The organism is Chryseobacterium phocaeense (assembly GCF_900169075.1).
GTDB lineage: Bacteria > Bacteroidota > Bacteroidia > Flavobacteriales > Weeksellaceae > Chryseobacterium > Chryseobacterium phocaeense.
In genome coordinates this window covers 1040558-1064478 of sequence record NZ_LT827014.1, presented here as the reverse complement: position 1 = coordinate 1064478, position 23921 = coordinate 1040558, and the positions used below count along the sequence as shown (strand labels likewise).

The 23921-nt window shown below is 37.7% G+C and carries 27 protein-coding genes; 17 read left to right on the top strand and 10 right to left on the bottom strand.

The window, feature by feature from the left end; translation table 11 throughout:
* Positions 1–32 precede the first annotated feature (32 nt).
* The 7 genes from B7E04_RS06355 to ribA all read left to right on the top strand — a co-directional run bounded on the left by B7E04_RS06355 (position 33) and on the right by ribA (position 5505).
* Positions 33–1049 (top strand): sugar phosphate nucleotidyltransferase, encoded by a 1017-nt coding sequence (locus tag B7E04_RS06355; RefSeq protein ID WP_080777857.1) that lies wholly within the window; start codon positions 33–35, stop codon positions 1047–1049.
* 108 nt (positions 1050–1157) lie between these two features.
* Entirely contained in the window at positions 1158–2003 is an 846-nt protein-coding gene (locus B7E04_RS06350; protein WP_080777856.1) for a lipoprotein insertase outer membrane protein LolB1, read from the top strand.
* Positions 2000–3562, top strand: coding sequence for a M23 family metallopeptidase (locus tag B7E04_RS06345; RefSeq protein WP_080777855.1), 1563 nt, complete (start codon positions 2000–2002; stop codon positions 3560–3562). The genes B7E04_RS06350 and B7E04_RS06345 overlap by 4 nt, the downstream gene beginning before the upstream one ends.
* A gap of 30 nt (positions 3563–3592) precedes the next feature.
* Complete coding sequence (locus B7E04_RS06340; RefSeq protein WP_080777854.1) at positions 3593–3808, top strand: twin-arginine translocase TatA/TatE family subunit; 216 nt, start codon at positions 3593–3595, stop codon at positions 3806–3808.
* Between the two features lie 16 nt (positions 3809–3824).
* The gene (locus B7E04_RS06335; protein WP_062650752.1) at positions 3825–4439 is read left to right on the top strand and encodes a DUF4254 domain-containing protein; all 615 of its coding nucleotides are present in this window, start codon (positions 3825–3827) and stop codon (positions 4437–4439) included.
* A complete protein-coding gene (locus tag B7E04_RS06330; protein WP_080777853.1) occupies positions 4436–4891 on the top strand; it encodes a hypothetical protein in 456 nt (151 codons plus the stop codon). The genes B7E04_RS06335 and B7E04_RS06330 overlap by 4 nt, the downstream gene beginning before the upstream one ends.
* Positions 4892–4908: 17 nt before the next feature.
* Positions 4909–5505: a GTP cyclohydrolase II gene (gene ribA, locus B7E04_RS06325; RefSeq protein ID WP_062650755.1), complete on the top strand. Its 597-nt coding sequence runs from the start codon at positions 4909–4911 to the stop codon at positions 5503–5505.
* Between the two features lie 65 nt (positions 5506–5570).
* Here ribA and B7E04_RS06320 read toward each other — a convergent pair whose 3' ends face one another.
* Positions 5571–5972 carry a hypothetical protein gene (locus B7E04_RS06320; RefSeq protein WP_080777852.1) on the bottom strand — a complete coding sequence of 134 codons (402 nt, stop codon included), beginning with the start codon at positions 5970–5972 and terminating at the stop codon, positions 5571–5573.
* Between the two features lie 134 nt (positions 5973–6106).
* Complete coding sequence (locus tag B7E04_RS06315) at positions 6107–6652, bottom strand: hypothetical protein (RefSeq protein ID WP_080777851.1); 546 nt, start codon at positions 6650–6652, stop codon at positions 6107–6109.
* Between the two features lie 114 nt (positions 6653–6766).
* On the opposite strand from B7E04_RS06315, the gene B7E04_RS06310 reads away from it, so the two are divergent.
* Together B7E04_RS06310 and bshA are read left to right on the top strand one after the other, a co-directional pair.
* Complete coding sequence (locus B7E04_RS06310) at positions 6767–8500, top strand: glycoside hydrolase family 3 protein (protein WP_080777850.1); 1734 nt, start codon at positions 6767–6769, stop codon at positions 8498–8500.
* Positions 8501–8504: 4 nt separating this feature from the next.
* Positions 8505–9653, top strand: coding sequence for an N-acetyl-alpha-D-glucosaminyl L-malate synthase BshA (bshA, locus tag B7E04_RS06305; RefSeq protein WP_080777849.1), 1149 nt, complete (start codon positions 8505–8507; stop codon positions 9651–9653).
* 89 nt (positions 9654–9742) lie between these two features.
* Here bshA and B7E04_RS06300 read toward each other — a convergent pair whose 3' ends face one another.
* Both B7E04_RS06300 and B7E04_RS06295 read right to left on the bottom strand, forming a co-directional pair.
* Positions 9743–10069, bottom strand: a complete 327-nt coding sequence (locus B7E04_RS06300; RefSeq protein ID WP_080777848.1) for a helix-turn-helix transcriptional regulator — start codon at positions 10067–10069, stop codon at positions 9743–9745.
* A gap of 106 nt (positions 10070–10175) precedes the next feature.
* A complete protein-coding gene (locus B7E04_RS06295; protein WP_139785349.1) occupies positions 10176–11399 on the bottom strand; it encodes a tetratricopeptide repeat protein in 1224 nt (407 codons plus the stop codon).
* Positions 11400–11956: 557 nt separating this feature from the next.
* Between B7E04_RS06295 and B7E04_RS06290 the strand changes: the two genes are divergently transcribed.
* The 7 genes from B7E04_RS06290 (at position 11957) to B7E04_RS06265 (ending at position 15396) form a co-directional block, all read left to right on the top strand.
* On the top strand, positions 11957–12343 hold the full coding sequence (locus tag B7E04_RS06290) for a transposase (RefSeq protein ID WP_317043785.1): 387 nt from the start codon (positions 11957–11959) through the stop codon (positions 12341–12343).
* Positions 12319–12657 (top strand): hypothetical protein, encoded by a 339-nt coding sequence (locus B7E04_RS06285; RefSeq protein WP_080777846.1) that lies wholly within the window; start codon positions 12319–12321, stop codon positions 12655–12657. The genes B7E04_RS06290 and B7E04_RS06285 overlap by 25 nt, the downstream gene beginning before the upstream one ends.
* A 115-nt stretch (positions 12658–12772) precedes the next feature.
* Positions 12773–13072 (top strand): DUF2851 family protein, encoded by a 300-nt coding sequence (locus B7E04_RS22520; RefSeq protein ID WP_262484649.1) that lies wholly within the window; start codon positions 12773–12775, stop codon positions 13070–13072.
* Between the two features lie 32 nt (positions 13073–13104).
* On the top strand, positions 13105–14031 hold the full coding sequence (locus B7E04_RS06280) for a DUF2851 family protein (RefSeq protein ID WP_317043786.1): 927 nt from the start codon (positions 13105–13107) through the stop codon (positions 14029–14031).
* A 100-nt stretch (positions 14032–14131) separates the two neighbouring features.
* Positions 14132–14578 carry a nuclear transport factor 2 family protein gene (locus B7E04_RS06275; protein WP_080777845.1) on the top strand — a complete coding sequence of 149 codons (447 nt, stop codon included), beginning with the start codon at positions 14132–14134 and terminating at the stop codon, positions 14576–14578.
* Between the two features lie 81 nt (positions 14579–14659).
* A complete protein-coding gene (locus B7E04_RS06270) occupies positions 14660–14881 on the top strand; it encodes a PspC family transcriptional regulator (protein WP_034738644.1) in 222 nt (73 codons plus the stop codon).
* 2 nt (positions 14882–14883) lie between these two features.
* A complete protein-coding gene (locus B7E04_RS06265; RefSeq protein WP_080777844.1) occupies positions 14884–15396 on the top strand; it encodes a GNAT family N-acetyltransferase in 513 nt (170 codons plus the stop codon).
* A 707-nt stretch (positions 15397–16103) separates the two neighbouring features.
* On the opposite strand, the gene B7E04_RS06260 is transcribed toward B7E04_RS06265, so the two are convergent.
* The 4 genes from B7E04_RS06260 to B7E04_RS06245 form a co-directional block, all read right to left on the bottom strand.
* Complete coding sequence (locus tag B7E04_RS06260) at positions 16104–16838, bottom strand: SIMPL domain-containing protein (RefSeq protein ID WP_080777987.1); 735 nt, start codon at positions 16836–16838, stop codon at positions 16104–16106.
* A gap of 72 nt (positions 16839–16910) precedes the next feature.
* The gene (locus B7E04_RS06255) at positions 16911–17726 is read right to left on the bottom strand and encodes a carboxypeptidase regulatory-like domain-containing protein (protein ID WP_228439832.1); all 816 of its coding nucleotides are present in this window, start codon (positions 17724–17726) and stop codon (positions 16911–16913) included.
* 12 nt (positions 17727–17738) lie between these two features.
* Positions 17739–18545, bottom strand: coding sequence for a hypothetical protein (locus B7E04_RS06250; RefSeq protein ID WP_080777843.1), 807 nt, complete (start codon positions 18543–18545; stop codon positions 17739–17741).
* A gap of 6 nt (positions 18546–18551) precedes the next feature.
* Complete coding sequence (locus B7E04_RS06245; RefSeq protein ID WP_080777842.1) at positions 18552–19298, bottom strand: carboxypeptidase-like regulatory domain-containing protein; 747 nt, start codon at positions 19296–19298, stop codon at positions 18552–18554.
* Positions 19299–19480: 182 nt separating this feature from the next.
* Here B7E04_RS06245 and B7E04_RS06240 point away from each other — a divergent pair, with 182 nt between their 5' ends.
* On the top strand, positions 19481–22621 hold the full coding sequence (locus B7E04_RS06240) for a UvrD-helicase domain-containing protein (protein WP_080777841.1): 3141 nt from the start codon (positions 19481–19483) through the stop codon (positions 22619–22621).
* A 205-nt stretch (positions 22622–22826) separates the two neighbouring features.
* Here the strand turns inward: B7E04_RS06240 and B7E04_RS06235 are convergent, their stop codons facing one another.
* Both B7E04_RS06235 and B7E04_RS06230 read right to left on the bottom strand, forming a co-directional pair.
* A complete protein-coding gene (locus B7E04_RS06235) occupies positions 22827–23339 on the bottom strand; it encodes a ferritin (protein WP_080777985.1) in 513 nt (170 codons plus the stop codon).
* Positions 23340–23465: 126 nt separating this feature from the next.
* The gene (locus B7E04_RS06230; RefSeq protein ID WP_080777840.1) at positions 23466–23903 is read right to left on the bottom strand and encodes a hypothetical protein; all 438 of its coding nucleotides are present in this window, start codon (positions 23901–23903) and stop codon (positions 23466–23468) included.
* Between the last annotated feature and the right edge of the window lie 18 nt (positions 23904–23921).

Below are 23921 nucleotides of genomic sequence, written 5' to 3'. Positions count from 1 at the left end.
ACACTAACAAATAAAATAGTACCGTATAATCTATGAAAATAATTGTTCCAATGGCTGGACGCGGATCCAGATTACGTCCACATACCCTGACAGTTCCGAAGCCGCTTATTCCTATTGCAGGAAAACCTATCGTGCAGAGACTGGTGGAAGATATTGCTAAAGTAGCAGGAGAAAATATTGAAGAGGTTGCATTTATCATTGGGGATTTCGGACCGGAGATTGAAAAATCTTTGCTGCAGATCGCTGAAAAGCTGGGAGCAAAAGGAAGCATCTATTACCAGACAGATCCGCTTGGAACGGCACACGCTATAAAATGTGCAGAGGATTCCATGCAGGGAGATGTGGTGATTGCTTTCGCCGATACGCTTTTCCGTGCAGATTTCCAGCTTGATAAAAATTCAGATGGGGTGATCTGGGTAAAGAGCGTAGAAGATCCTTCCGCTTTCGGGGTGGTAAAACTGGATAATTACGGCTTCATTACAGATTTTGTAGAAAAACCTCAGACTTTTGTTTCAGATCTTGCCATCATTGGGATTTATTATTTCAACAGTGCTGAAAAGCTGATGAACGAGATCAATTATATTATGGATAATGATATTAAAAACGGAGGGGAATACCAGCTGACTACCGCATTGGAAAACCTGAGATCTAAAGGCGCAAAATTCAGCCTCGGGAAAGTAAACGACTGGATGGACTGCGGAAACAAAAATGCCACTGTAGAAACCAACAGCAAAATTCTTGCCTATGAAAAAGAAGAAATGCTGAATTATCCGGCATCGGCAGTTATTGAAAATTCTTTGATCATTCAGCCATGCTTTATCGGGGAAAATGTAAAAATCTCCAATTCAAAAATCGGCCCGGGCGTTTCATTAGGAAACAATACCATAATTATCAATTCAAATATTGAGAACTCTCTGATTCAGGAAAATACAAAAATCAACCACGGTAATCTTTCCAATTCCATGATCGGAAATTCTGCCCAGTACTTTGGAGTGGCCAGGGAAATTTCTTTAGGTGACTACTCAGTTTTGGATTTTTTATCTAAATAAGAACAGAAATAATTCATATAAAACAAGATACCTCCGGACCACACAATATTTTTTGTGTGGTTTGGCGTTAATATTGCAGCGTATTTTTTTAAATCGAAAGATATATACATGAAAAACTGGATCCCGATACTTCTCATATTTCTTACATTATCATCCTGTAAAACAAGGAATGCTGCTAAAAATAACAGGGGCAATACACAGGACAGCACCATGGTAGCTGATGACAACAGAAATCCCAAAGACGCCAATGAACCGGTAAGAGATAAGCTTACCTTCTTCGAACATGTGATTATCCCGCCGAAATTTGAGCAGATCAAGATCAACAGCAAGGTGAATGTGGAAACAGGAAGCTTTATTCCAACGCTTGATGCTATTATCTATATTGAAAATGATAAAAAGGTATGGATGAATCTTCAGGCCCTTTTATTTAATGTGGCCCGGGGTATTGCAACTCCTGAAGGCATCAAGGGACAGGATAAAACCAGCAAAACCTATATAGATTCGGATTTTGATTATCTGAATAACCTGCTTAATGTTAATTTCATAGATTACAAATCACTGGAAAAGATATTAATGGGAAGAACTTTTGTTAAGATCAACGACTCCCAGTTCACGCTGACCCAGAATGCACAGGGGTTTAAAATGGTTTCGAACAACAATCAGAAAATTGTTACCGATCAGAAAACCAGAGAGTATAAAATTGTCCTCAATTACGATACGAATTATGATCTGCTGAGCGTCAATTTAAAGGATGTTTTATCTTCAGACGAGCTGGAAATCTCTTACAGCAACTGGAATGAATACAGCGGAATCCGCCTTCCAAAAAATGTTAAAATAATTATAAAAGGCTCAAAATCTAGTCAAATTTTATTGGAAAATACGAAATTTGACTTTTCGAGGATGGAAACACCTTATTCTGTACCGTCCAGTTATAAGAAAATTGAGATTAAATGATTAAAAAATTTAGCTTTTTAATAGGTATTCTTCTGTTCGGTCTTCACCAGGGACAGCAGAACAAAGAACAGCTTCAGAAACAGAATGCCGATCTTAAAAAACAAATTATACAAATAAATACAGATCTGGCGAAAACCAGAACTGAATCCAAACTTTCAGTGGCCTATCTTACCAACGTCAATAAAAAACTTGTTCTAAGGGAAAAGGTATACACCAATACCCAGAAAGAAAAAAGGTTTATTGAGGATGAGATTTACCTGCGCCAGCTGGAAATCAACCGTCAAAATAAGGAACTTGCGGTTCTGAGAAAAAATTATGCTGATGTTCTTGTCAATGCTTACAAAAACAAGGGGGTACAGAACAAAGTAACCTTCATTCTATCATCCAAAAACTTAGGCGAAGCCATAAGAAGAGTACAGTATCTGAAACAGTATGCTGACTATCAGGATAAAAAAGCAGCAGAGATAAGCAATGCAGCAGCTCAGATTAAAAAATCTATTGCACAGAAGCAAAATTCCGCAAGAGAAAAAGAAAATCTTCTTGTGAACCAGCAAAAAGATCTTGCCACCATTAATGCAGAAAGAGCTCAGAAAGAGCAACTCTTATCAGATTTCAAGAAAAATGAAGCTAAGCTTACGGTAGAACTTAAGCAAAAGCAGGTTCAGTCTAAGGCTTTGGAAGGCCAGATCAGAGCAATTATTGCTGAAGAAATCAGGATAGCTAAAGCTGAAGAAGAAGCGAGAAGAAAAGCGGAGGCTGAAAAAATCCGTATGGCTAAAATTATTGCAGATAGAGAAAAAGCAAGGATTGAGGCAGAAGCTAAAGCCAGAGCTGAAGCACTGGAAAGAGAAAGAAAACTGGCCGAAATTGAGGCCAAAAAAGCCGCAGACCTGGCTGCCAAAAGAGCTGAAGAAGAGAGAAAACGTAATGAAGAAGCTGCAAGAGCAGAAGCAAGCGCAAGGGACGAAGCCCGTAGAGTGGCTGCAAAAAAAGCCTCAGATGAAGCGAATGCCAGAGCAAAAGAAGCATCAGACAAGCTGATTGCCGCAAGAGCCGCAGAAGCTGCGCTAAACAAGAAAAAAGAAGAAGAGAAAAAAGCTGCGGAAACCAAAGCAATGACCAGCTATGGGGTTACCACGACCACAGGAAGCAGTTTTGCAGACAGCAGAGGAAGATTGGGCTATCCGGCAGACAGAGCCGGGCAGATCACCCACCGTTTCGGAAGACAGCCACACCCGGTGTTCAAAAATATTGTTGAGGAAAATACAGGAATCAAAATAGCAGTCCCGTCGGGAACTCGTGCCAAATCTGTATATCCGGGATCAGTTTCTTCAGTACTGGCCAACAGCGACGGGACCAAAACCGTTATGGTAAAGCACGGAAGCTATTTTACGATTTATTCCAACTTAGGAAGTGTAAGTGTCTCCAAAGGCCAGCAGGTTTCTTCCGGTACTCCGGTAGGAACAGTAGCTCAGGATTTCGACGGCTCTTATACGCTTGATTTCCAGGTATGGAACGGAAATACACCAGTTGACCCATTAGGTTGGATTTCATATTAAAAAAAGCGTAACTTTGCAAAAATCTTAGAGATGAACACATTAACAATACTTGCCTTATCATGGCAGCACATCCTTATCGTAGCAATCCTTCTGGTATTGCTTTTTGGAGGAAAGAAAATTCCGGAATTAATGAGAGGAGTTGGTTCAGGAATCAAAGAATTTAAAGATGCAGTGAAGGAAGAAGATAAACCAGGCGCTGAAAAAAAAGCCTCTTCTGCCGATAATAATAACACTACCAGCAACTAAAAATTCCTCAGAATTAATGAATTTTACCGAGACTGCATGGAAAGTTTTCAATCAATCTATTGAAGACTATCACGTGTCCGATGACGTTAACGCTCTAATTAATAACCCGTTTGAAAAAGACAGTTTGGAACGGATTTTGTATGCAAAGAACTGGATTGATACCGTTCAATGGCATTTAGAAGATATTATTAGAGATGAAAATATTGATCCCGCTGAAGCTCTTCAGTTGAAGAGAACGATAGATGCTTCCAACCAGAAAAGAACAGATCTGGTAGAATTTATCGACAGCTGGTTCCTTACAAAGTTTGAAAATATAACTCCTGGACCTGACGCAAAAATCAATACGGAAACTCCCGCTTGGGCAGTTGACAGGTTATCAATTCTTGCGTTAAAGGTTTATCATATGTCATTAGAAGCCAATAGAGAATCCGCTTCTGAAGAGCACCGTGCCAATTGCCAGGCCAAACTGGATGTACTGCTTACTCAGAAAGAAGACCTATCCACTTCTATAGATCAGTTGCTTACTGATATTGAATACGGTAATGTTAAGATGAAGGTATACAAACAAATGAAAATGTATAACGATGATAGTCTTAACCCGATCCTCTATCAAAAGGGGCAGCAAAAATGAAAAAACTATTTTTTTTTGGAGTACTACTAATTATCACTTCTTGTGCAACGGAAAAGCTTAATCTTTCTCCGCTGTCCAATAATTTTTATAGCGAAACAAAGGGTTCTGATTCCGACAGAGGGGCAAAAAAAGGCTTTGATATCAATATTAAAGAAAATGTAAATGCTTCTGAAATTTCAAATCTGATTTCCACTTTTCCAAAGTTTAAGAATAATGGTCTGAATGATGAAATAACAAGCTTGAAATACAGCCTTCAGAATTATTTATATGCCATAGATGCCAATAACCCGGCAGGAAAAAACAGAGCCGTTAAAAGCTTCGAAAAATCTTATAAGAAAATTCAAAAACTCAGACAGAAGCTTGATAAAGATGATGATGAAGTGCTAAACAGATATCTGGTCCGTTTGAAAACCAATATTTCTGTAATTGAAGATTCTTTAAAAGGAAATTAAAAAACTAACCACTATTAATGATTAAAGTTCAGGCAGAGGCCAACGTTCCCACAGAACACGGCTCTTTCCGAATGATCGCTTTCTCCGAAAACGAAAATGACTGGATGCCACATATGGCCATCATTGCAGAAAATACAGATTTCTCCAAACCGGTGAACGTACGTTTCCATTCAGAATGCATTACAGGAGAGGTTTTCCATTCAAAAAAATGTGAATGCGGACAACAATTGGATGCCGCAATGAAATATACCCATGAGCACGGAGGCATCATTGTATACCTTCGTCAGGAAGGAAGAAATATCGGGATCATCAATAAACTGAAAGCCTATTCGCTTCAGGAAAAAGGCCTCGATACCGTACAGGCCAATCTGGAACTGGGCCTTCCAGCTGATGACAGGAACTTCGGGGTGGCTATTGAAATTCTTAACCTATTAGAGGTAAAAGACATCAATCTTCTCACCAACAACCCTGAAAAAGTAAAATACGTTGTAGACAGCAATATCCATCTTAATTCAAGGATTCCTTTACAGATTCCTGCCAATGAAATAAGCAGAGGCTACCTGCAGACGAAAAAAGATTTCTTCGGTCATTTACTCGATGATAATGACAATTAGATAAACATAAAAAGCTCCGGAAATTTCCGGAGCTTTTTATTTATTCTGAATCATGTAATATTCTGTTACTGCCTTGTGACAGACCAACTGCCACTCCAGTGTTTAAAATTCCAGGTTCCGGACTTGCTCTGTAAACTTCCGTACAGTACAAAACCTTTTGGGGACGGCGCCGGATTCAAAGCGCCGCTTGCCCCCTGGATGCTGGTATAGTGTACCTCTGCTACCGCTCCATTTTCAGCCCTTGTTACCTCAATACTGCCGCTTTTGCTTACATTCAAAATCAAAGTCCCACTGATGGCATCTCCTGAGTACGTACCTACCCATTTCCCCATAAAAGGAGATGTATAGTTTTCCTGAGCATTATTTTCATGTATAGTATTGATAATTTCGTCTGTCAGCGTCTCGCTACAAGATATCAGAGATACAGATAAAATCAGTAAAAATTTAAAATATAGATTTTTGATCATGGTTATTATATTGTCCAGATGATAAAATTAAACTTTTTTATTTTTTTAAAACAAGGTTTCAGCATATAAAATCAAAAGCTCCGGAATTTCTCCCGGAGCTTTTTTAATTATAAAAAACTGAAAAGATATTCTTATTACTTTTTAAAGCCGATTTTAGATTCGTCAATATTGTAATATTTAATTACACTATTGTAATCACTATAATTAACTCCACTTTTAGCAGCTTTCCCCCCACCAACACCTGATCCGTTTGCAGGAACAACAAGCACTCTGAACATTTTACTTTGGTAGTAAGATGGATTTGCAGCTAAGCTGAACCCAGCTGTAGAATTAATATTGATAGTAGCGCTATATTTACTGAATTCATAAATATAATCTACAGCATCATTGTTTGGATTACCCACATAATAAGTATACGGAAGAAGTTTCCAAATAGGTGAATCTCCATCAGTACCAATCTGCATATAAACAAGTACCATATCGGACTGTACTAAAGGCTTAATAAAATCATCACTCCATCTATAAAGATTATCATTAATCCTAGTGAAAGTAGGATTTATATCAAATGACTGGCTTATGGTATCATAATCTACGGCCTGTACAACATCATCGTCGTCATCACAGCTATATGCCGTAAAGCCTACAGCCCCCAGAAATAAAAATAAAAGTAATTTTTTCATTTTTAGAAAGTTTAGTTATTATTTATAAAGCGTATTCAAATCATATACCAAAAGTTTCAAAAACTTTGTTTTCCTGATTTTTTTAATTGTATTTTTGTTCTTATTCAAAAGATCATGAAGAAATTGTTATATACTTCCCTCTTTGTTTTTTCATTAATAAGCTTTACAGCCAAAGCTCAGTATCAGCCCAAAAACATTTCTAAAGAAGACCTGAAGAAAGCCCACCACTGGGTAGATAAAACCTACCGGTCTCTTTCTCAGGATGAAAAGCTAGGCCAGCTGTTTATTGTGGCACTGTATACCAACAAAGGGGAAGACTATATTAACCAGATCAGAAACATTGTAATTAATGATAAAATCGGAGGTCTGATCCTGATGCAGGATGATGCCGCCAGGGAAATCAATCTCGTGAATGAATTCCAGCAAAAGTCAAGAATCCCGATGATGATTGGTATGGATGCAGAATGGGGACTGTTTCAGAGAATTGCCACGGCACACAAATTTCCATGGGCAATGACGCTGGGAGCCATTCAGGATAAAAATCTGATCTATAAAATGTCTTCCAAAATAGCTGAAGACTGCCACAGAATGGGAATCAACTGGGATTTCGCCCCTGTAGTTGATGTGAATACCAACCCCAACAATCCGATTATCGGAAACAGAAGTTTCGGTTCAGAGGTAGATAACGTAATCAGCTCTGCCCTTTCCTATTCGAACGGTCTGCAGGACAATACCATATTGGCTGCGATCAAGCATTTTCCGGGACATGGTGATACCAGTACAGATTCGCATCTGGATCTTCCGGTGGTTTCTCACAGCCTGGAAAGATTAAACAGCGTTGAATTGGCTCCGTTTAAAGCTTTAATGGATAAGGGGATCGGAGGTGTTATGGTCGCCCACTTATATGTTCCAAGTCTTGAATCCGGAAAAGGCATTCCGGCATCGGTATCTAAAAATATCATCACAGGTGTGTTAAAGGATAAACTGGGTTATAAGGGGTTAATTATTACAGATGCCCTGAATATGGGTGCTGTAGCCAACAAATACAAACCCGGCGAGCTGGATGCCCTGGCTTTTAAAGCAGGAAACGATATTATGCTGTTCTCACAGGGAGTTTCTGAAGGGAAGAAATTAATCCAGAAATCTATTGATAAAGGAGAAATTTCACAGTCAAGGGTGGAAGAAAGTGTGAAAAAAATACTTCTGACAAAATACTTCCTGGGTCTTGACAAATACAGTCCGAAAAATCCTGAGAACATCAATAATGATCTCAATAATGAGTCTCATAAAATGCTGGTACAGAATCTTTATGCCAACGCTCTGACACTCTTGAAGGACGAGCAAAAACTACTTCCTATTACAGGAAAGCAGATATATTATGTTCCGTTGGAAGAAGCCCCTTACCAGACTTTTGCCAACCAGCTAGGTTCTAATGTGACCGTAAAAAAGGCTAATGAGATCAGTACAATCCCTGCCGGTTCTGTAGTTATTGCAGGATTCCACAAGGATAATTCCACAGCCTACAAACCTTATAAAATTTCGGCAGAGTCCAGAAAAGTACTTGCCGATCTCACCAAAAACCAGAAAGTGATTTTAAACGTTTTCGGAAGCGCATATGCTTTGAAAGATATTGATATTTCAAAAGTATCCACCGTTATTGTCTCCTATGAAAATAATGACGATTCTATGACGGCTACGGCAGATGCACTTAACGGAAAAACCAAAATATGGGGCAAATTACCGGTCCTTGTCAATGACCAGCTTAAAGCGGGAATGGGAATTGAAATGCTCCCGGTTTCTACTGACAACATGAACTCAACAGTTTCAACAACATCAAAACAACAATAATCTAATGAAAATAGGCATACTTTGCTATCCAACCTACGGAGGAAGCGGAATCGTAGCAACAGAACTGGGAATGTCCCTGGCCAACAAAGGTTACGAGGTACATTTCATAAGTTCTGCCCTCCCGGCAAGATTAGACATCACCAATCCGAACATTTTTTTCCACAGGGTCAATGTACAGACTTATCCCTTGTTCCAATATCAGCCGTATGATATTGCATTAAGCTCGATGATTTACCGTGTCGTGAATCTTTATAAACTGGATCTTCTGCACGCTCATTATGCTATTCCGTACGCGTATGCTGCATTTACAGCCAAACAGATGTTGAAGGAAGACCATAATGACATTCCGTTGGTGACCACCCTTCACGGAACGGATATTACGCTTGTAGGGCAGCATCCGAGCTACAAACACGCTGTGGAATTTTCCATCAACCAGTCAGACGCTATTACCTCGGTTTCTGAAAGTTTGAAAAAGGATACGCTGCAGTTTTTCAATATTAAAAAGGAAATCCAGGTGATTACCAATTTTATTGACAATTCGGAATTTGATGACTGCACGGAATGCCAGAGAACGCAGTTTGCGAATCCGGACGAGAAAATCCTGATCCACGTTTCTAACCTCCGTCCTGTAAAGCGAGTTGATGAAGTTCTGCAGATCTTCAAGAATGTGGAGAAAAAGGTAAAATCAAAACTGATTATTATCGGAGAAGGACCGGATATGGAAAAGGTAAATCAGTTTTTGGAGGAAAATCCTGAACTTATTTCCAAAATCCGTCTGTTAGGAAAAGTAAATGATCTGTATAAGATTTTACAGCTGTCAGATGTGTTTTTACTACCTTCAGAGCAGGAAAGCTTTGGTCTTGCGGCGCTTGAGGCTATGGCCGCCTACACCCCGGTGATCAGCTCCAACGCCGGCGGAATTCCTGAGGTGAATATCCAGGGAGAAACAGGATTTTTAGCTGAAATAGGGAACGTGGAAGCCATGAGCAACTACGCCATCAAAGTATTAAGCAATGAAGAACTTTTAGCGACTATGAAAATAAACGCTAAAGATCAGGCTGTTAAATTTGACCTGAAAAACATTCTTCCTATTTATGAGGAAATGTACAGGACAACCATAGAAAATTTTAAAAGGGAGCTGACGAAAGTTTAATCCCAACATCAATTTTTCACCAACAAATGCCCTTCATACTCTTATGGAAGGCATTTGTTTTTTAAGTCCCGGAAGATCGTATGATAAGTTTACAGATCTATATTCTGGATAAAACTGCGCAGGTCATCATTTTTACCCAGCCCTATTTTTTGTTTTAGTCGGTATTTTGTAACCCTTACGGTATTGGGATCTGCTTTGAGGATATTGGCGATCTGCTGGTTATCCATATTCATATAAATATAAGCGGCGTATTTCATGTCAAGATTCGAAAGTTTCGCAACAGATTTACTGGCTAAAGCTTTGAAAAAATCAGGATGAACTTTTTCTACAATATTCTGGATTTCATTAAAATCATTTTCATTCAGCTGATCTTCTTTCCAGATATTATCCAGGCTGATCTCAGCTTTGTCTTTCATTTTTGTTCTGAGCCCCTTGATAAAATTATTCTTGTAATCCAGCCTCAGCGATATCGCCAGCGCATGTTTCTTTAATCTTTCCTGCTGAATGTCCGAAATTTTCTTTTCAGCTTCCAGGAGTGCTATGTTTTTTTTTATTTAATTCAAATTTATTATTAAATGTAAAATAAGTGGAAATTCCTGCAATCACTATAAGAACAATAATAATGATGTACAGGATTTGTCGTTTCCTCAGTTCTGTAATCTCCTGATTTTTTTGTTCAGCTTTATAAAAAAGTTTCATGATCCCTACATTACTCGTAAGCTTTTTTTTGCTGTCATCCTTGATGATATTTTTTATTTCTTTTTCGAAGACGAGAGCCGTTTTATAATCATTTAATTTTTGATAAATATTGGACAGGTTTTCAAAAACTGAAATTTTATCTATGACCTTGTAATAGTTATCCGGATCATAATATTGATAGGCTTTCAGGTAGTATTCTTCAGCCTTTTTATAATCTTCCATTCTTTCATAGGTAAAGCCGATATTATTGTAGACATCTGTTCTGTACTTATTGAGATTTGCATCTTCATTAATAAGCATTTCACTCAGATGATTGAATTCCATTGCTTTTTCATGCTGGTCCGGAACCATTATATTTAATGAACATACATAATTGATATAATATACCAAAAGTGATTTATTTCTTGCGGCAGGTTCCCTGATAAGTCTGGCATAGTGAAAAGATTTGTTATAATATTTCAGGGCAGTATCAATATATTTCTTTTCGTTAGTCTGTTCAAACTGACCTAAATATGAATTCCCCAGACGGCTGAGTGCCCAGCTTATTAAAACCGGATTTCCTGTTTTAAAAGCAGAATCATAAGCTTTGTAATAGCCTGAAAAACTGTCATTATACATTTGTCTCAAAAAGTATAAGAGTGTAAGCATAAAATGCTCATCCGGAAATTTTTTAAATGTATTGATGCTGCTGTTGAAAAAATTTAAAAAAAGCTCATCATTATTTGAATCCATAAAATATCCTGCATATCCGTAATCCACATAAGCATTATCCAGCGGCTTTCCGGTTTTCCGGGCAAGGGCTCTGGCTTCATTGAGTGTTTCAGATCTTTTCCGTTTTTCTTTGGTCATTGCATAATAATAGGATAGATAAACATAGCCTACTATTTTTCTGGAATCATCTTTTGACACCAGGCAGTCTGAATAGATAAGATCCTTTGCTTTTACCAGATCATTTCCAAATAAATACGTATAGATCAGCTGCTGATTCTTATCAAGATCACTCTGCGAAAAATACAGATGACTGATACAGGCAAAAACAAAAATCAAAATATTTTTTTTCTTCAACCTTGGTACAATTAAGTTAAAATAAAATGTGTGTTTTTCAGTAATGTACAAATATATACTTGTGCAGTTTATAAAAGAAACAAATTATATGTTTATGCAAAATCCCGCACAAGACATAAATATATGTGAATCAGTCATATAACCTCCAATGTACATAATTTGTACATGCTGTTATTTGCTTTTGTATATAGATTGTTTCCGGCAATTCATACGCGCAAAAAAATAATTCTACATATTCGTGATTTAATGTCAATCAGCTGGAGAAGAAACTGGAAGAAGTGCAATTTTTTATTTCCACTTAAAGCAAAGTTAACATTGATAACAATGCATCAATCAGTTTTAACCGATGCAATATAGTTTCTATCAAATGGAAAGGACTTCCCGGTGCATAAAAAACACAATTTAAATAATAGTCTCAGGTTAAAGACAAGGGAGCACCATAACTAACCATCATAAGTTTTTGAAAGGTGATGCCAATAGATGCACCACCTTTCATTTTTACAGGTATTATGAATTACAAAGACATTAAAATAGGCCGGTTGATCAAAGATTTAGTTGATGAAGCTAAAATAAATTCTGAAGCTCTTTGCAACTATTTCAAAATTTCGGAGACCGAAGTAAAAGATATCTATAATTCCTCAAGTCTGAATTCTGAAGATCTTCTGCAGTGGAGTATATTCCTGCAATACGATCTTTTCAGGATCTACAGCCAGCACCTGATTTTATATGCTCCTCCGGCAGATATGCGATATACACGGAAAAGCATTGAGAACAAAAAGAATAACAAAAATATTTACACCAAAGAAATTATAGAATTTATCCTGGAGCAAATAGAATCAGGCGAGAAAACAGGTATACAAATTATTGAAGATTACAAAATCCCAAAAAACACACTTTATAAATGGACAAAGAAATACAAAAAATAAATTCCCCGGATTATAAAAAGATTTATCAGGATATTCTAAGAAAAAAGTACCCTGAAAAAACAGAAGCCTGCACAACCATCCTGAAAAAAAAACAGCTCACCTCTATGGATGTGGTTCTTCTTAATGAGATTATTTTTGGAAAAGAATCCATCATTAACCAGCCTCATAAGTCTTATGACTGTAATACAATACATGAGATATTAAATTTTCAGATCAAAAACCAACTGAACAATAGTCAGCTGGCAAAACATTTTAAGCTCAGCAGAAATACAATATTAAAATGGAAGAAAAGCAGGGAACAATTTTCTCAATAAATTCTAATAATAAAATATTTTTCTATCAAATAAAAAAGATAGAGAACACCACTGGAAAAGTTTAAAAGAGACTAGATTAGCATTCAATATTTCCGTTATATTTATCCTGACAATTATGACGGAAAAACTACTTCAATACCTTTGGAACTATAAGATATTCAAACATTTCAACTTCAGAGACACTGAAGGAAATCCCGTTGAGATTATCCATTTCGGGAAGTGGAATAAAGATGCCGGGCCGGATTTTCTTAATGCCCAAATTAAAATAAAAAAGGTGCTTATTGCGGGCAATATAGAGCTTCATATCCGCTCCTCCGACTGGATTTTTCACCATCACTCCCAGGATCCCAATTATCAGAATATTATTCTTCATGTAGTCTATCAAAACGATGCAGAAATTGATGACCTCATCTAAAAAATGTTCCTACCCTTGAACTCAAAGATCATATTGACCAAAACATTCTGTGGAAATATGAAAAACTGATCAACGGAACTCAATTTATACCTTGCGAAAATATTTTTAATCAGGATCTGATTCCTGTGAATTTCCATGAATCCAATATTCTTAAAAAACTTGATGAAAAGTCATTGGAACTGGAAAAAAATCTGGAACAATACAAAAATAATTTTGAGGCTGTTCTTTTCCACAGCCTGGCTTATTCTTTCGGATTAAAAGTGAATGCCCATATTTTCAGACAGATCGCAGAATCTGTGGATTTCAGCATCGTCAACAGGATCAGGCAGAACCCATCGCAACTGGAAGCCCTGTTATTTGGAATTTCGGGGTGGCTTGAGAGCCCTGCAGATGCACAAATGGCCATTTGGAAAAGGGAGTTTGAATTTATCCGCAAAAAGTTTGCGATATCAGATCTGAAGTTTCGTCCCAAGTTTTTGAGGTTACGCCCTCCCAACTTCCCTACCCTACGTCTTTCCCAGCTCGCAGATCTTTACGGCAGGCATCAGAATTTATTTTCAAAAATCATCAAAGCTGAGAATACGGACGAGCTCTATGAAGTTTTTGCTCCCGTAAAAGCCTCTGATTACTGGGATTTCCATTTTAATTTTGCAAACATTTCAAAATATCAGCCTAAAACCCTCAGCAAAGATTTTATTGAACTGGTGATTCTCAATACGGTTTTACCGTTAAAATATACCTACCATAAATACTATCAAGAAGGAATTACAGATGAAATCCTGGATCTGTACAAAAAAAGCGTAGCCGAAAAAAATACAATAACCTCAGGATGGAAGAAACTGGGGCTTCAGGCTAAAAATGCATTGGAAAGCCAAAGTCTGATTTATCATTATAACAACTATTGTGAGCTAAAAAACTGTTTAGCCTGTGGCATAGGACTCAAACTTTTAAAAGAATAATGCTTTTGAACAGATAATCGTGTTTTTCACATCAGAAAAACAATCGTTTACATTACCTCGGGAAAAACAAATTAATTTATACAGACTTTTACAGAAAAAAATGAAAATTATTTCTGTACTGGCACTCATCTTTGCTATGAGTTTTTGCAAAGCTCAAAATTATGCTCAACAAAAAACCGAGCTCCAGAATCTTATTAAGGTATTCAGGGAATGTATTGTTAAAAAGGATACTGCAACTTTTAAAAATCTGTTCACCGAAAATTCCTTTAACTGGATAGCGGTCCTTAAAAAGCCAAAAGGAGCAAAAAATTTCACAAAAACATTTCAGGATTTCCATACATTTCTTTTGGACAAAGGGGAACAGGAGGAAATTTTTAAAAATATCCATATTGAAAATGATGATGCTATTGCTTCCGTTACCTTTAATTATTCTTTCCTCTCCGATCATCAGGTTGCCAATTCAGGGAAAGAATTCTGGCAGCTGATAAAAACTGACGGGCAATGGAAAATTGTGAGCCTGATCTACACCCTGAAATCCGATAAGTGAGCGTAATGCACAACCAGCGCCTTTATCAAAAAAATTCCTTAAATTGCAGTATTCGATTTAAACTTTTAAAAGAATCTTCAAATGCTTGATAACATCCGTCACAAAATGGAAAGAGAATGGTTCGGTGTTCTTACAAGAACCGGGGCCAAACTGGGGATTCCTGTTTCTAAATTAAGGATCTTCTTTATTTATTCCACTTTTGCCACAGCCGGGTTTTTCTTTCTGATTTATCTTGGACTGGCATTCACGCTTTGGATCAAAGATATTTTTATCACAAGAAGACCTAGTGTTTTTGATTTATAATTATGGAATTTTTACCGATCACTTCTGCAGAAGACTATAGAGTTCAGGAAATCTATACCTCATATTCCAGTACATTCCCTGCTGATGAACAAAGGGACTGGAACCAATTTACCGCCTTATTTTCCAATCCGTATGTAAAAGTAATTTCTGTGCTTCATGAGTCACAGAATATAGGTTATTTGATTATCTGGCAATTGAGTTCTTGTGTTTTTGTAGAACATTTTGAAGTTTTTGAGGCATTCAGGAGCCAGAAACTGGGATCGCATATTACAGGATATCTTTTTAAAAACTATCCGAAAATTATCCTGGAAATAGAGCCGGATCATTTGGGGGAAGACGCGAAGAGACGCTATGCGTTCTATCAGAAAAACGGGTTCAGCCTGATTGATGAAATGTATGTGCAGCCAAGTTACGGCGAAGGCAAAAAGCCGCTAGATCTGTGGCTGCTGGCCAATCATACCCCGGAAAACCTGAAAAATGTAAAAGAGGAAATTTATGATATTGTGTATCATTAAAATATAAAAACCGCCGGAAAGTTCCGGCGGTTTATTTTTATCTGCTTCATCAGCTCCATTTGCGGAAGAAAATATATTTCCCACAGATTCCACGGATTTTCAAGGATGATTTCGTGTATTTTTGAAACATTAAGAGGAGTGAAGATGATAAGAATAATTAAGGGAAAATCTAAAGATTTTTTTAGCTATGCCCTTTAAGCGAATCTCAAGCTTAATATTCTTAAAAACTTAATATTAATCTTATGGTTTAATTTCTATCTGCTTCATCAGCCTAATCTGCGGGAAAAATATATTTAACCACAGATTCCACGGATTTTTAAGAGAATTGCGTGTATTTTTGAAACATTAAGAAGAGTGAAGGGGATAAGAATAATTAAGGGAAAATCTAAAGATTTTTTTTAGCAATGCCCTTTAAGCGAATCTCAAGCTTAATATTCTTAAAAACTTAATATTAATCTTAATGGTTTATTTTTTATCTGCTTCATCAGCCTAATCTGCGGGAAATATATTTAACCACAGATTCCACGGATTTCTAAGAGAATTGCGTGTATTTTTGAAACATTAAGAGGAGTGAAGATGATAAGAATAATTAAGGGAAAACCTAAAGATTTTTTTAGCAATGCCCTTTAAGCGAATCTCAAGCTTAATATTCTTAAAAACTTAATATTAATCTTAATGGTTCAAGTTTTATCTCTTATGTTAAAGCATTAATTAACTTCGTATTCAAGTTTTATGGTGATGCTGGCTTCTTTTTCTTTGGAAGAAGTATTGAATGTTCCACCATAGGAATAGTCTTCATTGGAATTGGGTTCGGTAATCTGGATCACACCCATGGTTGCTTTTTTAAGATTTCCCAAACTACTTCCCGAGTTTTCAGCAATTTTCTCTGCTCTTTCTTTGGCATCTTTTGTTGCACCGGCGATCATTTCCTGTTTTACAGTAGCCAGCTTGGTATAAAAATAAGAAGGTGCCGAAGAAGTGAATTCTATCCCGCGGTTGATGATCTCCGTTATATTTCTTGACAGATTTTCAATTTTCACCACTTCTTTGCTTTCAATGGAAACTTTCTGAGTGAGGTTATAGCCCGAAAATTCACCCTGTACGTAGTTTCCGTTAGCGTCATTATAGCTTCTGAACTGCTTTTGAATATCTACAGAAGAAAATACAATTTCGTTCTGTTTGATTCCCTTTGACACAAGATAATCATTAATGACTTTCCGGTCAATTGCCAGCTCATCGTATGCTGATTTCAGATCAGAATTATTCTTGGAAAAACTTCCGGACCAGGTGATCAGATCGGAAGTAAACTGTTTGGTGCCCAGTCCTGTTACAGAAATTGTATTTTCAGATTTATTCCTGTTTTTAATAGCATTTCCTAAAAAGCCCAGCCCAAGGACAAATCCCAGTGCTCCCACGGCTACGGCTATAATATTTTTGTTCATAGAAATTGTGATTTTGTTGATTTTGAACAAACTACATCAATTTCCATTCCGAATTTTAAGAATTCTTTAACATTAATCTTTTATTTTACTCTGCTTTAATCTTTCTACATACACCGGCATGGTTTCCTCCATTCTCAACAGTGCTCCGGCCAGGTTTTTTGCTTTTACAAAAGTGCGGATGAGGGGCTTAACCTCAAAGGAGTACTGTATAAATTCTGAAATTCTTTGTTCCGGAATTCCGGCTTTTACAAAATATTCATTATCTACCCTGTCTCTTACCCATTTAATATGGTCCTGCAGATCGTCATATCTGTACTGCCTTTTCTGACGTCTTGCTTTTCCGCTGATCAGATCGTAAAGTCCCTGTACATCCAAATTGCCTAAAAGTATTGGTAGAAGCACCTGCTTAACTTCTGCCGGTTTCTCCCGCATTTTCCCAACCGGCTGTGGCAGACCCACCGCCTGCTGTACGATCTCTGCTTTATCAACTTTTGCTGCCAGTCTGGAATCCGTTTCAAGGTTTCCGGTTGGCTTTTTCACAATTTTTACTTCCCCTACATCCCTGGGTACCGGGTTCATCATCACTAAGAGTGGTGAATGAAATCCGGCAACAGGAATTCTGACAGATACCCTGAGGAAATCTTCTTTTACAAACCTCAGCTCGTCGTTTGGAGATCCCTGAATAGAAAATATTCCTGAAGAATTGGAAAGCGCTTTCTGATCGGTGGACATATTGATCACAATGACCGAACCCAGATCCCGGCCTTCTTCATCGGTAGTACGGCCTGTAACAGTCTGCTGTGAGAAGATATTCGTGAACATGAAAACAAGAAGAAACGACAATTTCTTCCAGTTATACATGTTTATATTTCCACTTATCAGGTTCATTGTATTCTCTAATTAAATACTGCCCAGTTTACGGGTCTTCTTATATTCTGCAAAAGCTACTTTCAGCTCATATTCCACCACATCGATCTTAAAATTCTTTCTGAACTTTTTCGCCATTAAACGGCTGTCGTTGGCGTAAATTAAAAAATGATCGATCTGCTCTTCATCCATCCCATATTTTCTCAGGAATTCCAGATCGATTTCCAATTTTACTCTTCTAATGAAGTCCTGTGTTTCCGTATAATTGGCTTTCGTAATTTCCGGTTGTGTTGCTTTCCTGAACAACCCTACCGCCGCATCTAAAACACCCAAAACGCTCACCTGACCTGCGGTATAATCCGGTTTAAATGTTTTGGAAATGGAATTATCAGGAAGCGGCTCATTTAATGGGGCTTTCATGTAATTTTCCAGATCGGATTTCAATGCAGTCAGTTTTCTGGATTCGCCCAGTTTCTTGCTGTCTCTTTCGAGATTACCGGTCGGCTTAAACGTGATCTTTACTTCAGGAATTTCTATTTCCGCTTTAGCGAGGCTTATTATTAACGGAGAATTGAAATCATCCTTTCCTATTTTTTTATCTAAACGGTAGTATCCTTCCTTTACAAACCTAAGCTCATTATTTTCAGAAGCTTCTATGGTAAATTTTCCTGAAGGGTCACTCAGTGTGCTTTTCAGGCTGGAAACATTAATGACCAAAACAGGGTTTATATTTTCCCTGCCGGAGTCTGTAATGAATCCCGTGATCTGCTGCTGCGAAAACAGTTCTGCTGACACAAAAAACGGAACAGCGTACAGGCTTTGTTTAATACAGGTTCTCATGGGTGGTTATCTTTGAGTTTTTGGAGCCCGGTAAGAGGAAATCCTTGCGAGGACAAACTGCTGAAATCTCCTGAGATCATCATCACTGCAGTAACCGTATTTCAGAATATGTTTTCTTTCAAAACCTCCTGCGAAAACGTAGGTAATAAAATGATCAATCTGTGCCTTATCAATTTTAAGATTTGTAAAATATTCTTCTCCAAGCGCTGCTTTCAGATATTCTCCCAGATCAATATCATCCCATCTATTTTTAGCTTTTCCAATATAGAAGCCCTGCCCTTTCGGCTGTACAAATTCTCCCGGTTTGGCAGCAAGAATCCGCGGATCCGATTTCTGGACAATATAACGGTCTATATCCCTGACCAGCTTTTCAACTTTTGTAGGTCTGTTCAGATTTTTGGAATCAATCTTCAGGTCACCGGTAAGCCCTTTTTTGATCTCTACCTCCGGAATCAGGATCGTTTCCCTTGCCAGAGTTACGTTGATGGAAGAGGTTATATTTTCTTTGGAAACTTTTTTAACGAGTCTTTCATAACCTGGTTTTACGAAGCGTAGCTCATCTCCCGCCCGTCCTGAAACCATGAAATGTCCGTCACGGTTGGTCAATGTTCTTTCATCGGTTCTTATATTAATGACAGTTACGTCAGGGATTTCTGAATTGTCTTCCGAAACCACTTTCCCAAAAATATAATTCTGGCCGCTGGTATGTATGAAAAAAAGAGAGGTTAATAAAAAGAATAATTTAAGTTTCACGCACAGTTTTTTATGAAGCAAATCTAAAATTATTTTTAAATCAAATGATAAGTTTAACCACAGTTAACGTGTTTTAGGATTTCTTTTTGATTTTTGCCCTGCAAACTGTTAAATCACCCTTCCTAATTGTTAAAATTTCACTTAAAAATTAGCTAACTTGCAGTCTCAATTCTAATTCATCAATGCAAAATTCTTATACAGTCATTAACGCTTCAGCCGGTTCAGGGAAAACGTATGCCCTTGTCCAGAGGCTTCTGATGATCTGTCTCCGCTATCCCAACCAGCAGCAGTCTATCCGGAATATTCTTGCACTCACCTTTACCAACAAGGCTGCCAATGAAATGAAGGAAAGAATCCTGACATGGCTTGGAAACTTTTCGGCTGAAAATTTTGCAGAAAATGGCGACCTTAAAAATATTCAGAAAGCTTTTGAAGCGGAAGGACTGAAAATTACCATTGATGAGCTTCATGTACGTTCCAAAAAACTGCTGGATTATGTTCTTCATAATTATTCCACTTTAAATATCGGAACGATTGACCGCTTTAATTCAAGGCTGGTGAGAAGCTTTTCCTATGAATTGGGTTTAGCGAAGAATTTTAATCTTGAAATTGAGGCTGAACCTTTCCTGATTGAAGCCGTAGATAAAATGCTCGACCAGATCGGTGAGAATGAAAACATCTCCAATTCTTTCATGGATTATGTGGATTACAGCCTGGAAAACAACGAAAGAATTAACCTTAATAAAAACCTTTACGATTCCGCAAAAGAGTTTGTAAAAGACATTCATTATGAACACCTGAAAAGCAATCAAAGCTTTGATGATACGAATTATGAGCAGATAAAAAATACGCTCAGAAAGGAAATTGTACAGAATAAAAAGCAGTCTGCGGAGCTTGCTGCACAGTCTGTTGAACTGTTCAGATCCAGAAATATTGAGATTGAAGATTTCGCACAGGGTAAAAACGGGATTGGAGGATTTTTTACCAAAGTTCAGGATTTTTACAGCCAGAAAAGACCGGGATTTCCGTTTCCGACAACACTTGAGGAGTCTGTGATCAATAATTACAGGAAAGGTGCTTCTTCGAAATCAAAAGCAAAAGAGCCTGAGATTTTTGAGATACTGGACCAGCTTCTTGAAAACAGGATGCGGCTGATCCTTCTGTATATTGAAACCCAGAAGAAAGAAAAGATCCTGTCCGCCCTTCTTCCGTTAAAAGTAAATAAGGATATCCAGGACGAATTAAAGAAAATTGAGGAGGAAAATGACCTTGTTCTGCTTTCGAAGTTCAATATCCTGATCAATGAAAATCTTAAGAACGAACCGTCGGCTTTCATCTATGAGAAAGTAGGTTCACAGTTCCAGCATTATTTTTTTGATGAATTCCAGGATACTTCGGAGCTGCAGTGGCAGAATTTTGTCCCATTACGGGATCATAGTGTTTCTACAGAGAATACCTCCTTTACGCTTGTTGGCGACCCCAAACAGAGTATCTATAGATTTCGTGGTGGGGAAAGTAAGCTGATGCTGGATATTATCAACAAGAAGGAGCTTTCGCCCAGGGAAGCAGATCTTCTGGTGTTAAAGGATAACTGGCGGAGTGCTAAAAATATCGTGCAGTTCAATAATGAGCTGTATCGTTACCATTCTGGTGGTCTGCAGGAAGAACACCGCAATATTTTCGGGGAAGATGCTGAACAAAGTCCGAAATCCCAGATCGAAGGACGTGTGAAAGTAAGCCTGATTGAAAATCTTACGAATGAGGATTTTTACAACGATACTTCGGAAAAAATGCGAAAGGATATTCAGGAAAGCCTGGATAACGGTTTTAAGTTTTCGGACATTACGATTTTATGCCGCGGGAATTTTGATATTTTCAGCTATTCCCAGAAGCTGGGGAATCTGAAAGTGAATTACCGGGGAGAAGAAACGAATATCAAAACGATTTCCGACAAAGGCTTGACTCTGGAGCTTTCGAATACCTTAAAATCCGTCATTGAGTTTCTGCGTTGGGAAATCAACCCGAAGAATAAGCCGAATCTGATCATGATGATGTATTATCTGAATACTTTGGGAAGAATCCACATGGCAGATTTCACGCTGGAAATGAAAGAAATCCTGGATATTGAAACGCATGAGGAAATCCTTCAGTTTATTCAGAACAAGTACTCCCTGAAGCTGAAGCAGGATAATTTTCCAAGGTTTAACCTGTACAATTTTGTAGAATATTATATCAACGAATTTGCGGTAGAAAATAAGGAGACGGATTTTCTTCTGAATTTCCTTGAAATGCTTTTCAACTTCACACAGAATGCCGGAGCCAGCACGAAAGAGTTTTTGAAATACTGGGATGAGGAGGCATCAGGATACACTATTCAGGCATCAGAAAATATTGATGCGGTTCAGATTATGACCATCCATAAATCCAAGGGGCTGGAATTCCCGATCGTTTTTATTCCTATGATGAATAAAAACCGCGACAGTGAATTTACGAACTGGTTTGACACGAATAACAATGACGCGCTGAAATCCGTTAACATCAACCAGTTCAGCAAAAATCTTGAAGTCTACGATGAGGAAATAGAAGCTTTCAACAAGAAGAATTCCTATAAAAACCTTATCGACAGGCTATGTCTTCAATATGTAGCTACTACAAGGCCTGTAGAGCAGCTGTTTTTCTATCTTCAGAAAGCGAATAAAACTTCGAATAACCTGGAGCTGCTGGAGTTTTTTAATGATAAAAATCCGGAGAATGCTGATGAGTTTGACCTGTATGAAGTGCATCCGGAGATGCTGAAAAAAAATTCCAGGGATAAAACATCATTATTTAAGACGAGAGATATTCAAAATCTTAAAAATATTAATGAAAACAGATCCTCTATCAAGATTGCAACACCTTCCAAAAATTATCAGGTGCGGAATGAAAAAGTAAGGATCGGGCTTTTCGTCCATGAATTACTTTCAAAAATCAACACAGAGAAAGATACCGCAAAGGTTCTGGAAAGTTATCTTCTGGAAGGGCAGATCACTCTGGATGAAAAAAATGAGATCCAGGAAACACTGATCCAGATTATCAGGAAGTATTCGGAATTCTTTGACGAGAAATGGGAAGTGATCAATGAAAAGGACATTATGATCTCTGAGCATGGACAAAGCCATATTTTCAGACCAGACCGTATTCTAAAAAGTGAGGAAGGTTATATCATTGTTGATTTCAAAACCGGTGAGCAAACGGAAAAGAACGAACGCCAGATCGAAAAGTATAAAAATATCCTGGAAAGTCTCGGAAGAAAGGTTTTGAAGACGCAACTTATTTATTTATAACATCAAATCATCTTATCCACAGAGTTTTCAACAAGATGGTGTGGATAACTTTGTAACTTTCTGTGACTGAATAAGCATAAATCAATTTTTTTAAAAAATTATCCATAATCGTCCTAAGATTTCAACCGTATTTGTGGATAACTTATGGATAAAATAAAAAGCCCGGCCGTTCTTCAAACGGCCGGGCTTTTCTTTATTCTAAAATCTACTTCGCGGTAGCGTCAGGTGTAAAAACTCTCTGAGCCAGTTCCTGATCGAAAAGATATAATGCAGATGGGTTGTCGCAAACCATCTTGATCTTGGTAACATACTGGGAAGCGCTTGCTTCTTCTTCTACCTGCTCATTAATGAACCACTGCAGGAAAGAAGTTGTGGCGAAGTCTCCTTCATCATTGGCATTTTTCACGATATTGAAAATACTTCTGGTTACTTTTTTCTCATGTTCCAGGGCTTTTTCGAAGATATCGGTAGCATTTTCGAACTCATGGGGAGGTTTTGCAATTTCTCCGATAATGATTTCCCCACCTACGTCATTTAAGAAATCAAACATTTTATCTGCGTGCATTAATTCTTCTTTGCTCTGAACTCTGAAGTAGTTCGCAATTCCGTCCAGATCTTTTCCTGAAAACCAGGCAGACATGGAAAGATAATATTGTGCGGCGTACTGTTCGTGAGCTATCTGTTCGTTAATTAACGTTGCAATTTTTTCGCTGATCATAAGTATAAATTTATAGTCAAAAATAAGGAATAAAAGCCCGAAATCAAAAGTTTTAATGAAAATTAATACACAAAGGACGGAAATACATCCGTCCTTCACACATTAAAAAATCAAAATTATGAACTCTTATTTTGCCTCGGGAGCCGCCGTGTTCATCTGCTTTTTCATCGTTTTTCTATCCTTCATAGCTACTCTTCTCTGCTCCATTTTAGCTTTTCTGTCCGCCTGCCATTTATCATACTGATCAGGAGTCAGGATCTTCTTCATATCAGCGTCCATTTGAGCTCTTTTGGCTTTCATGTCTTCCATTTTGGCCTGTCTTGCTTCTTTATGCTTTTCAAATTCCGCTTTCATTTCAGCCTTTCTTTTTTCATGAAGATCTTTGATCTGGGCTACCTGAGCATCATTCAGGTTAAGATCTTTCTTCATCTGATCAAGACGCTCCTGGTGCTTTTGCTGCATTTCAGCTTTTCTTGCCTGTTTGTCCTGTGGAGTTGGAGTATGTTGCGCCATGGCAAAACTTCCCATTCCGATAAATGCTATTGCTAAAACTAATTTTTTCATCTTAAAAAATATTTAATT

Bases quoted from the DNA above. Each gene is read 5' to 3' on its own strand.
- B7E04_RS06355 (WP_080777857.1), top strand. From the start codon at position 33: ATGAAAATAATTGTTCCAATGGCTGGACGCGGATCCAGATTACGTCCA.
- B7E04_RS06350 (WP_080777856.1), top strand. From the start codon at position 1,158: ATGAAAAACTGGATCCCGATACTTCTCATATTTCTTACATTATCATCC.
- B7E04_RS06345 (WP_080777855.1), top strand. From the start codon at position 2,000: ATGATTAAAAAATTTAGCTTTTTAATAGGTATTCTTCTGTTCGGTCTT.
- B7E04_RS06340 (WP_080777854.1), top strand. From the start codon at position 3,593: ATGAACACATTAACAATACTTGCCTTATCATGGCAGCACATCCTTATC.
- B7E04_RS06335 (WP_062650752.1), top strand. From the start codon at position 3,825: ATGAATTTTACCGAGACTGCATGGAAAGTTTTCAATCAATCTATTGAA.
- B7E04_RS06330 (WP_080777853.1), top strand. From the start codon at position 4,436: ATGAAAAAACTATTTTTTTTTGGAGTACTACTAATTATCACTTCTTGT.
- ribA (WP_062650755.1), top strand. From the start codon at position 4,909: ATGATTAAAGTTCAGGCAGAGGCCAACGTTCCCACAGAACACGGCTCT.
- B7E04_RS06320 (WP_080777852.1), bottom strand. From the start codon at position 5,972: ATGATCAAAAATCTATATTTTAAATTTTTACTGATTTTATCTGTATCT.
- B7E04_RS06315 (WP_080777851.1), bottom strand. From the start codon at position 6,652: ATGAAAAAATTACTTTTATTTTTATTTCTGGGGGCTGTAGGCTTTACG.
- B7E04_RS06310 (WP_080777850.1), top strand. From the start codon at position 6,767: ATGAAGAAATTGTTATATACTTCCCTCTTTGTTTTTTCATTAATAAGC.
- bshA (WP_080777849.1), top strand. From the start codon at position 8,505: ATGAAAATAGGCATACTTTGCTATCCAACCTACGGAGGAAGCGGAATC.
- B7E04_RS06300 (WP_080777848.1), bottom strand. From the start codon at position 10,069: ATGAAAGACAAAGCTGAGATCAGCCTGGATAATATCTGGAAAGAAGAT.
- B7E04_RS06285 (WP_080777846.1), top strand. From the start codon at position 12,319: ATGGACAAAGAAATACAAAAAATAAATTCCCCGGATTATAAAAAGATT.
- B7E04_RS22520 (WP_262484649.1), top strand. From the start codon at position 12,773: ATGACGGAAAAACTACTTCAATACCTTTGGAACTATAAGATATTCAAA.
- B7E04_RS06275 (WP_080777845.1), top strand. From the start codon at position 14,132: ATGAAAATTATTTCTGTACTGGCACTCATCTTTGCTATGAGTTTTTGC.
- B7E04_RS06270 (WP_034738644.1), top strand. From the start codon at position 14,660: ATGCTTGATAACATCCGTCACAAAATGGAAAGAGAATGGTTCGGTGTT.
- B7E04_RS06265 (WP_080777844.1), top strand. From the start codon at position 14,884: ATGGAATTTTTACCGATCACTTCTGCAGAAGACTATAGAGTTCAGGAA.
- B7E04_RS06260 (WP_080777987.1), bottom strand. From the start codon at position 16,838: ATGAACAAAAATATTATAGCCGTAGCCGTGGGAGCACTGGGATTTGTC.
- B7E04_RS06255 (WP_228439832.1), bottom strand. From the start codon at position 17,726: ATGAACCTGATAAGTGGAAATATAAACATGTATAACTGGAAGAAATTG.
- B7E04_RS06250 (WP_080777843.1), bottom strand. From the start codon at position 18,545: ATGAGAACCTGTATTAAACAAAGCCTGTACGCTGTTCCGTTTTTTGTG.
- B7E04_RS06240 (WP_080777841.1), top strand. From the start codon at position 19,481: ATGCAAAATTCTTATACAGTCATTAACGCTTCAGCCGGTTCAGGGAAA.
- B7E04_RS06235 (WP_080777985.1), bottom strand. From the start codon at position 23,339: ATGATCAGCGAAAAAATTGCAACGTTAATTAACGAACAGATAGCTCAC.
- B7E04_RS06230 (WP_080777840.1), bottom strand. From the start codon at position 23,903: ATGAAAAAATTAGTTTTAGCAATAGCATTTATCGGAATGGGAAGTTTT.